Genomic DNA, 8614 nt, shown 5'->3' with positions numbered 1-8614 from the left:
GCCAGTTCTACCGGGGCTCCGCTTCTCGCGTCCGGCGTCTTTCCAGATCAGCCCTCACTTGCGGCCACGACCCGACCCGTAACTTCATGGCCTTGTCCTTTAGGTGGGCGAGGATGTCAAGAGGCCATCCCGCTGACACGCCGACTGAACAGCCGGTGCTGGGACGGCTGGGCGGTGAACCCGACTGGATCCAGGACGACGAGACCCCCGACTGTCCGACCTGCGCCAACCGCATGGCGTTCACGGCCGAGCTCGAAGAGGGCCATGACTTCGCCACCAAGGCGAACTTCGGCGGCGGGGGCCGTGGCTACCTCTTCAGCTGCCAACCCTGTGGTGAGGCCGCGTTCCTCTGGCAGAACTGAACACTGCCCTCAAGGGTCATGACCGAAGCCACAGCCGGATCGCTGCGACGGTGGCGGTGCCGTGAAAGACGTACGCCCGCTTGTCGAACCGCATCGCCACAGCGCGGAATGCCTTGAGCGTGTTGATCGTTCGTTCCACGTCATTGCGGCGGGCATACCGCCCACGGCGACGCCACTGGCCACCGTGGGGCTCCTGCGTGGCCGATCGGCACGGCCTTCCAGTCGAGTCGGTCGAGTGCCTCGAACAGTCCCGGCTGGTTGCCCATGGCGTAGACGACCACACGATCAGCAGGATCCGTGCTCTTATGTCAAATCTCTGCGTACATGGGTTCGAGACGCGACACCGCAGGTGGGCGACAGCCTCATCCCACCATGCGAGAACGCACGAGCCATGGGCGTGGCCCCCGACACGGACTTTTCTAGCGGGCTCACGGTTGTCCGGTATCGGCGCGTGGGCACCAGACGACAATCGCCGGACAACGGGCGACGCGGTGGCACGACGGAGCCCTGCACGTCGGCGCAGGTCACCGCCGTGCAGGGCTCCGTGATGTGTATTTCCGTCACTCTCAGAGGGACGACTCCTCCAACCCGCCAAAGTTGACGCCGGTTACATCAGCCATCTGTCTTGCCCCTCCGAACATTGAGGAGCGCCTATGACTTTCAGACAGAAATTTGATATGCCAGCTATCCGACCGGTCTCAGCGCCCGCGCGAGCGCGTCGACGGTCACCCCGACGATCGCCCGGAGTTGCTCCGGGCTCGACCCGGCCCTACCCATCACCGCGAGAGACTGGTTCACGGCCGCTACGTGTACGGCGAAGTCCTCGGCGTTCTCGTCGGACATTCCGCCGGCCTTCAGCGCGGTGCGCAGGCGCGGGCGCTGGAGGCCGAACAACTCTTTGACATGCTCTGCGACGCTCGGGCTCAGTGCCGGACTCGCCATGACCGACTGGGCCATGAGGCATCCGTCGGGCACGGCGGGGTCGGCGATGCGCCCCAGGGTGACGTCGAAGAACGCACGGACGGCGGCGACGGGGTCCTCGGCCGCGTACGAGAGGGCGGCGTCGAACTTGTCGCCGTAGCGCGTGGCGTAGCGATCCAGGCAGCGAAGGAAGAGCGCGTCCTTGTCGCCGAGCGAGGAGTAGATCGAGCTGCGGTTCAGGCCGGTCGCCCGGGACAGGTCGTCGAGCGAGGTGTCGGCGTAGCCGGAGCGCCAGAACTGGATCATCGCGGCGTCGAGCACCGTGTCCATGTCGAACTGTTTCTTGCCTGCCATGCGGCCCATCCTCTCATCTTGGACTGATCAGTTCAAGACGTGCTAGCGTCGAATCACGGTCCACCCGCCTCGATGGAGGATTCCCATGACCAACCCCGTCCCCGCCCTGCCCCTGCTTGACCTGGCCGGATTCACGCACCGCTGGGTCGACGCCGACGGCGTCCGCCTGCACGCCGTCGAAGGCGGTCGGCCGGACGGACCGGCCGTCGTCCTGCTCACGGGGTTCCCGCAGACGTGGTGGGCCTGGCGAAAGGTCATGCCTGCTCTCGCCGATCGGTTCCGGGTCATAGCGATCGACCGGCCGGGCCAAGGCAGTTCCGAGCATCCGGAGCTCAGCTACGACACGCACACGGTCGCCGCGCACATCCAGGCGGCCGTGAACGCTCTCGGCGTGCGGGACTACTGGCTCGCCGGGCACGACATCGGCGCCTGGGTCGCCTTCTCCCTCGCCCTGAACCACGAGAGCCGACTGCACGGGGTCGCGCTGCTCGACGCCGGAATTCCCGGTATCACCATGCCGGAGGCGATCCCCCTCGAGCCGACTCTGGCGTTCAAGACCTGGCACTTCGCGTTCCACGTGGTGCCCGATCTTCCCGAGACGCTGATAGCCGGCCGCGAGCGGGAGTACATCAGCTGGTTCCTGAAGACCAAGTCCCTCGCGCCCGACGCGTTCGAGGAAGCAGAGCTCGACCACTACGGCGCGGCCCTCGCCGTCGATGGCGGCCTGCGCGCCGGCCTCGCCTGCTACCGCGACGCCGCCGAGTCCGCGCGCAAGAACCGCGCGGCACTCGAGCAACGGCGGCTGACCGCGCCCGTCCTCGCAATCTCCAGCAGCCACGGCTCGATCCCGGATATGGCGGCCTCCATCAGCCCGTGGGCCGAGAACGTGACCGGCGTCATCGTGCCCGACGCCGGTCACTACATCCCCGAGGAGCAGCCCGAGGCCGTCGCCGCCGCCCTCACCGACTTCTTCAGCGGCCGTTAGTGCTCTAGTAGGAGGGTGATCCCCATTGCCGTCGGGGGCCCGTCAGTTACGGGCCCGCCCCGCGCGCCTACGGACGTGCCGTGAACCGCCCGTCGCCCCGCTTGTGCAGCCAGCCCCGGGCGGCGGGCTTGGTCATCTTCGCCCGCAAAGGTTCCAGCTTGCCGTGTGCCGAGGCGTCCAGCCCCAGCCGCTCGCTGACCGCCCTGACCCGCACCGGGCCGTCCGCCTCCCGCACGATCGCCAGGATCTTGCGGTAGTCGCCGGGCAGCCCGCCTTCGTCGGCCGCGTCGCCGCGGTGCGGGATGAGCAGGACTGCCCGCCCGGCCACCTTCGCCGATGCCGGAGCGACAGCCCGGCGTCGGCCCGGGCCTGCTCGGCCAGGCGGTTCAACACTTCGCTCCGCGATCGCCAGTTCGTGCCGCTCGGCCTGCCTCTTGGAGTGCTTGCCCAACTTTTCGGCGAGAGCGTCCAGTTCGCTCCGGCGGGCGGTGATCCGCTGCCGTTCCTGCATCCCCCGTGCCCTCCAGCGTTCTCACGGCGTGCCGACCTGCTGGCGGATCGTAGGCGGAGGCCGGTCGTGGGCGCAGCCAAACCCGGCATCCCGCCAGAGCCGGACCTGCCCGATGATCTACACCATGGTCATCGGCCGCCGGCCGCCACGAGCACCCAACTTGCTATTCACACCAGACCCGTGACCTGCGACTTCGCGATGGACACCGCTCAATGGCGAACCGGGCAAACCGTCCGCAGCGACGCGTACACACGCGATCAGTTCATCTCGCTGGCTGAGAACGCATCAGCCCTGACCTGTACACGAGTTTGTGAGGCCCTCGAAGGCTCTGCAGAAATCGAACAGTTCATGACTTGCGGCAGCGTGGGCCCCTGCCGAGAGTTCAGCAGGGGCCCACGGCGTAAACGGTTAGGAAGGGTCGGGACCTGTCCTCGATGAGCAGTATGCCGCCGGCATCAGCTACCTTCTGCTGCCGGTCTCACGGCCCGGCCTCATTTCAGGTGCCGTGTGAAGAACTGGGCAGCGGCTTCTCCCGCGAATTGCGGGACGCCGGTGTGACCGCCCATATTGGCGTGCAGGGACTTCTCCTTGGAGCCGAAGGCGTCAAACAGGTCCAGGGACGCCTGCCGGTCGTTACCTTCGTCGTCCCACTGCAGCAGGACATGCAGCGGAATAGTGACCTGCCGGGCTTCCTCGAACATGACGCGAGGTACAAGACTTCCCGCGAACAGACCGGCGGCCACGATGCGCGGCTCGACCACCGCTAGCCGGATGCCGATAGAGATCACTCCCCCCGAGTACCCGACCGGACCGCCGATCTCGGGTAGCGACAGGAAGACGTCCAGCGCGGCCTGCCATTCCGGGACCGCCTTGTCGACCAGCGGGAGGATGAGGGCGTCGACAATCCCGTCGCTGACTGGCTCGCCGGCCTGCATCGCCCGGCGCAGGTCGGCGCGGGCCTGGTCGACGGCGGGCCAACTGGGCCGGACGCCGCTTCCGGGGAGCTCGATGGTGGCCGTGGCGAACCCCTCCGCCGCACAGTGCCGGGCCCGGGCCACCAGTCGGGGGTACATTTTGCGCAACCCGAGCGTGGGGTGGCCGAGCAGGATCAAAGGCACCGGTGCGGAAGTGGATGCGGCTTCGGGCGTCCACAGGATGCCGGGGATCTCACCGAAGGTGAATTCGCGTTCGAGGACGCCGTCGTCGAGGCGTTGCTCGGAAGTGAAATGCATGGTCGTGCCTTTCGGGAGTGCACTACAACGGCGCTCCCGGACGACCTGTCTATCGCCCGACCGTGACCCCGGAGGGGAGCACCCATGTCAATACTGCGTTCACGGGTACCACCTCCTCGCTCTCTCGCACGGCCTCCGGAAATGTAGCAGTGGTCGGCCCTCGTCCGTCAAACGGTTTTTGCGGAGTCTTCGTGGCCGGGCGCCACGGAGACGTTGCGCAGAGCTGCTGGGGGGCCTCGTCGCGGGTTTCCCTAGTGGTGGCTCTGCGACGGCGAGGTGCATTCGTGCTGTCGTTCCTCACGAACATCGAACACGTCGCACCCCCGACGCCTCCCAAACTCGTGTACAGGTGCTGTTCGTTCTCGTGAACAAAGCCACTCGTCCAGGCCGCCGCCGACAACGACCGCTACGCGCTGCGCCGTTCGGCCGAGATCGGCCACAACCTGCTGTGGGACGCCGCCGGCCTGCTCCACGACCAGGACACCCGTACGGTCTCGACCCAACTCACCGACCGCGAACGGCTGATGGTCCAGCTCGCCGGCCAAGTCACCCAGACCCTGGAGCGCATCCGTACCGAGGCCCGCTTTGGCGAGGAGAACCAGCCCGGCGGGCACGAGGCACGGCAGGGCCCCTACCCGCCCAGCCTTACGCGCACGACCTGGCCAACACCCCGCCGCACGCCCGGCACGCCAGCACTGAAGGCAGAGCGCCCCATGACCCAGGCCCAGCCCGACAACGCGATGCGCACAACGGACGTCTACCTCCTCTTCGCACACGAGCCGTACTACCCCGGCGACGGCGCCCAGGAGATCAACACCACCGTGGTGGCCGCCGCCTCCCTGCTGCACCCGCAGGTGCGCCAGCCCGACGGCGTCCGCATCCACGACCTCCTCACCCGCGCTCGTCGAACGGGCGAGATCATCCCGCTGGCCGCCCTCACCCACGAATTGGGCGGCGGTGCCGACTGGCCCAAGGTCGGCGACCGGGAGGGCGTCACCACCGACCTGGTCCAGCTCGTCCACGCCGGCCGGTGCGACGCCCTCAGCCTCGGCCTGCCCGAGATCGCGCGGGCCCTGCTGTGCACAGGGCCGCACCACCACGTCCGCGCCTACGACGCCGCAGCCGACGACTTCCTCGTCTACGGGGCCACGGAGCGCGAGACGGTCCTTGCAGAAATCGGCAGGTACCTCACCCAGCTCGTGGCCGAGCAAGCCCTCTGGCCCGGCGACGGTCTGCTGCCTCCGCACACCGACCAGGTATGAGACCGCTGAGAGTGGAACCCCAGGTCCCCGACCAAACCCCGACCACGAGACCCCGACCATGGTCACGAGCGGGAAGCAGCCCCATGGCCGGGGCCGTGGTCGGTGCTTGGTACGGCAGTCGGACTTCGTGATCTGACTCAGTTCGACGCGGTGAGTACTGGCGTCTTCGCTGGTGGGACCAGTGCATGCGGGGTCGGCCCTAGCTGACAGGCCACACGATTGGGCTGCCCGCTCGTACGTAGTCGGCGTATTCGTCCATGCCGAGGCCGCGGTTCATCCTTCTGCTCCGGACTGCCCCGGTCAGCGACTCTGCCAGCTCGAGCGCCCCAGCGGCTCGGATGCGATCCCGAGTTCACGGAAGGGCATGCACTCGTGCGCTGATCGAGGTTCTGCTGCTGCACCGGCACATGAGCCACGACCACGTCGTCGCCGGGATCGCAGCCGCCCTGCAGGCTGGGGCTCTCACCGCGGACGCGGTGGCCCTGGAAGCCCGCCTCGCTGCCGAACGCGAAACTCCTGGCGAGCAAGCCCCGGACACGGTGCCGGGCTATGTCGCCTCTCCGGTGGTGTCGCTGACCGCGCGCAGGCTGGCCGCGCTGCCCCCGGATCCCAGGCCGCTGCCCTCGGTGGCCGCCTACGACCAGCTCCTTCGTCATACCCGGTCTCCGGCCGAGCGCCCCACCAGTTAAGGGAGTCCCCGCCATGAGCGCCACCCGTTCCCGTGGTCTGACCGAGCCCGCCGCCGACGCGGCCATCGACGCGGCCTGCCGCAACCTGCGTCTGCCCACCATGCGGAGCCAGTTCTCCGAGCTCGCCGACGCCGCAGCCCGCGATCAGATGACTTACCGCGGGTTCCTGGCCGAGCTGCTGATGGCCGAGTGCGACGACCGCAATCGCCGCCGTTCCGAGCGCCGGATCAAGGCCGCGGGTTTTCCCCGCGAGAAGACGCTTCGCACGTTCGACTTCGAGGCGAACTCCGCCATCGACCCGGCGGCCATCCATACGCTGGCCTCGTGCGACTGGGTCCGCAAAGGGCTGCCGCTGTGTCTGATCGGCGACTCGGGGACCGGCAAGTCGCACCTGCTGATCGCGCTGGGCACCGAGGCCGCGATGGCCGGCTTCCGGGTCAAGTACGTCCTGGCAACCAAGCTGGTCAACGAGCTGGTCGAGGCCGCTGACGAGAAGCAGCTGACCAAGACCATCGCCCGCTGCGGACGAGTCGATCTTCTCTGTATTGATGAACTGGGTTACATGGAGCTGGACCGGCGCGACGCCGAACTGTTGTTCCAGGTGCTGACCGAGCGCGAGGAGAAGAACAGTATGGCGATCGCCTCCAACGAGTCCTTTTCTGCGTGGACCAAGACGTTCACCGACCCCCGGCTCTGCGCGGCCATCGTGGACCGTCTCACCTTCGGAGGCAACATCATCGAGACGGGCAGCGACTCCTATCGCCTTGCCCACACCAAAGCGCGCCAGCAGACAACTGCAGGCTCCTGACCACACCCGGGCCTTCCGCTGGCATGATCGTTGGTCATGGACGACTGGTACCTGCAGACAGGCCACGGGGTTCGATTCGAGTGGGGTCCCACAGGCGCGGATCGCCTGGCAGCAGACGCCGCCTGCATCGTGGTCGTCGATGTGCTGTCATTCACCACCTCGGTGACCGTCGCGGTGGAGTCTGGGACACGCGTCTTCCCCTATCGCTGGCGTGATGCGACTGCTTCCACATTCGCCGATCAAAAAGGCGCGGCCCTGGCAGTCGGACGCCGGATGGCCACCACGTCATCGCCCTGGTCGCTGTCTCCCGCGGCACTACGACGCGCTCCCTTCACCCCCCGCTTGGTCCTTCCCTCACCCAACGGTTCCGCCATCGCTGCCTCGGCCGGCGCGTCACGTGTGGTCGCCGGGGCTCTCCGCAACGCAACGGCTGTGGGCCACTGGCTCGTCCGCCAGGGCTACGGGACCGCCGACCGGGCCGTCGCGGTGATCGCCTCGGGCGAGCGGTGGCCCGACGGGAGTCTGCGGCCCGCCATGGAGGACCTGCTCGGCGCGGGAGCCATCATCGCGGCACTGGATGAACGGCTCAGCGGCATGCTCTCACCGGAAGCCGCGGTGGCAGCGGCCAGCTTCCAAGCGACGCCGGACGTCAGTGCCGCAGTGGCCACCAGTTCATCCGGGCGGGAACTCATCGGCGGGGGGTTTGCCGAGGACGTCGTTGTCGCCACCGAGCTGGACGCCTGCACCGCAGTTCCCGTCCTCATCGAAGGGGCGTTCACCGTCGCTCAGTGACTTGGAGTGGGGCCAATCGACTCGTTCACGCCACCTCGCGAAGATCACTCATCGTGGCCAACAGGCTCGTTCCCGTGGGGCCACCAGACTCGGTCGAAGCCAGGCTGCCGCTCGGCGGTTCGGCTCGAGCCTTCGGAGTGTGGAGGCCGGCCTTGGCATGCGTCCAGTGGTGGCTCCGCCCCCTCGCCCCGCCGTCGGCCGACGCCGTGGTGCACGCCCCCGGGGCGGGCGGCCCTACTTTGCGTCCGGGAGGCGCGGAACGGGCCTTGGTGCGCCGTGCCTTAACCGCCCCCCGGGGCCGACGGCCCCGGGCCTGCGCCCGATCGTCCCGGGTCACGTCAGGGGCCCGGCCCCAGCCCCCGTTGGGCCCCCGTCAGGGGGCGTGCCCCTACCGGCCGACGGCCGGTTTCGCGTGTGTGGGGGAGTCGGTGTCGTAGGGCACCCGCGGGCGGTGGCGCTGGCGGCCCATGGTGCCCTGGGAGACGCCCAGCAGCTTGGCGATGGAGGTGATCGAGCGGCCCGGGTCGGGCAGCAGGTCCGCGGGCGGCGCGGATGGCTTGCTCCTCAATGACCGCCCAGCCCGCCCGGCCGTCCGTCGTGCCCTGTGAGCTGCACCCCGTTTCGTGGAGTCCCTGAAGCCAGGCTTATGATCCTGGCCCGAAGGAGAACCACGAGCAGTGCCAGCACCACGTAAGTAC

The 8614-nt window shown here is 68.3% G+C and carries 9 protein-coding genes and 2 pseudogenes; 6 read left to right on the top strand and 5 right to left on the bottom strand.

Annotated features, from left to right (window positions below; genetic code table 11):
- Positions 1–362: pseudogene (locus ACZ5NH_RS44890) on the top strand (hypothetical protein); the annotation flags it as partial.
- Between the two features lie 16 nt (positions 363–378).
- Here ACZ5NH_RS44890 and ACZ5NH_RS44885 read toward each other — a convergent pair.
- Positions 379–519, bottom strand: a pseudogene (locus ACZ5NH_RS44885) (IS5/IS1182 family transposase); the annotation flags it as partial.
- A 527-nt stretch (positions 520–1046) separates the two neighbouring features.
- The gene (locus ACZ5NH_RS44880; RefSeq protein WP_468784199.1) at positions 1047–1637 is read right to left on the bottom strand and encodes a TetR/AcrR family transcriptional regulator; all 591 of its coding nucleotides are present in this window, start codon (positions 1635–1637) and stop codon (positions 1047–1049) included.
- Between the two features lie 85 nt (positions 1638–1722).
- On the opposite strand from ACZ5NH_RS44880, the gene ACZ5NH_RS44875 reads away from it, so the two are divergent.
- The gene (locus tag ACZ5NH_RS44875; protein ID WP_468784197.1) at positions 1723–2622 is read left to right on the top strand and encodes an alpha/beta fold hydrolase; all 900 of its coding nucleotides are present in this window, start codon (positions 1723–1725) and stop codon (positions 2620–2622) included.
- Between the two features lie 67 nt (positions 2623–2689).
- Here the strand turns inward: ACZ5NH_RS44875 and ACZ5NH_RS44870 are convergent, their stop codons facing one another.
- Positions 2690–3133 (bottom strand): hypothetical protein, encoded by a 444-nt coding sequence (locus ACZ5NH_RS44870; protein ID WP_468784195.1) that lies wholly within the window; start codon positions 3131–3133, stop codon positions 2690–2692.
- A gap of 491 nt (positions 3134–3624) precedes the next feature.
- The gene (locus ACZ5NH_RS44865; RefSeq protein ID WP_468784193.1) at positions 3625–4365 is read right to left on the bottom strand and encodes an alpha/beta hydrolase; all 741 of its coding nucleotides are present in this window, start codon (positions 4363–4365) and stop codon (positions 3625–3627) included.
- 524 nt (positions 4366–4889) lie between these two features.
- Between ACZ5NH_RS44865 and ACZ5NH_RS44860 the strand changes: the two genes are divergently transcribed.
- The 4 genes from ACZ5NH_RS44860 (at position 4890) to ACZ5NH_RS44845 (ending at position 7916) form a co-directional block, all read left to right on the top strand.
- Positions 4890–5627, top strand: coding sequence for a hypothetical protein (locus tag ACZ5NH_RS44860; protein WP_468784191.1), 738 nt, complete (start codon positions 4890–4892; stop codon positions 5625–5627).
- A 407-nt stretch (positions 5628–6034) separates the two neighbouring features.
- Positions 6035–6316: a hypothetical protein gene (locus tag ACZ5NH_RS44855; RefSeq protein WP_468784189.1), complete on the top strand. Its 282-nt coding sequence runs from the start codon at positions 6035–6037 to the stop codon at positions 6314–6316.
- A gap of 13 nt (positions 6317–6329) precedes the next feature.
- Positions 6330–7124 carry an IS21-like element helper ATPase IstB gene (istB, locus tag ACZ5NH_RS44850; protein ID WP_468784187.1) on the top strand — a complete coding sequence of 265 codons (795 nt, stop codon included), beginning with the start codon at positions 6330–6332 and terminating at the stop codon, positions 7122–7124.
- A gap of 36 nt (positions 7125–7160) precedes the next feature.
- The gene (locus tag ACZ5NH_RS44845) at positions 7161–7916 is read left to right on the top strand and encodes a 2-phosphosulfolactate phosphatase (RefSeq protein ID WP_468784186.1); all 756 of its coding nucleotides are present in this window, start codon (positions 7161–7163) and stop codon (positions 7914–7916) included.
- Between the two features lie 388 nt (positions 7917–8304).
- Here ACZ5NH_RS44845 and ACZ5NH_RS44840 read toward each other — a convergent pair whose 3' ends face one another.
- Positions 8305–8484: a hypothetical protein gene (locus tag ACZ5NH_RS44840; protein ID WP_468784184.1), complete on the bottom strand. Its 180-nt coding sequence runs from the start codon at positions 8482–8484 to the stop codon at positions 8305–8307.
- Positions 8485–8614 lie beyond the last annotated feature (130 nt).

This window comes from Streptomyces sp. NPDC031426, assembly GCF_055581585.1.
This window is presented reverse-complemented; position numbering and strand designations above follow the sequence as displayed.

Bases quoted from the DNA above. Each gene is read 5' to 3' on its own strand.
- ACZ5NH_RS44845 (WP_468784186.1), top strand. From the start codon at position 7,161: ATGGACGACTGGTACCTGCAGACAGGCCACGGGGTTCGATTCGAGTGG.
- istB (WP_468784187.1), top strand. From the start codon at position 6,330: ATGAGCGCCACCCGTTCCCGTGGTCTGACCGAGCCCGCCGCCGACGCG.
- ACZ5NH_RS44865 (WP_468784193.1), bottom strand. From the start codon at position 4,365: ATGCATTTCACTTCCGAGCAACGCCTCGACGACGGCGTCCTCGAACGC.
- ACZ5NH_RS44860 (WP_468784191.1), top strand. From the start codon at position 4,890: ATGGTCCAGCTCGCCGGCCAAGTCACCCAGACCCTGGAGCGCATCCGT.
- ACZ5NH_RS44855 (WP_468784189.1), top strand. From the start codon at position 6,035: ATGAGCCACGACCACGTCGTCGCCGGGATCGCAGCCGCCCTGCAGGCT.
- ACZ5NH_RS44875 (WP_468784197.1), top strand. From the start codon at position 1,723: ATGACCAACCCCGTCCCCGCCCTGCCCCTGCTTGACCTGGCCGGATTC.
- ACZ5NH_RS44880 (WP_468784199.1), bottom strand. From the start codon at position 1,637: ATGGCAGGCAAGAAACAGTTCGACATGGACACGGTGCTCGACGCCGCG.
- ACZ5NH_RS44870 (WP_468784195.1), bottom strand. From the start codon at position 3,133: ATGCAGGAACGGCAGCGGATCACCGCCCGCCGGAGCGAACTGGACGCT.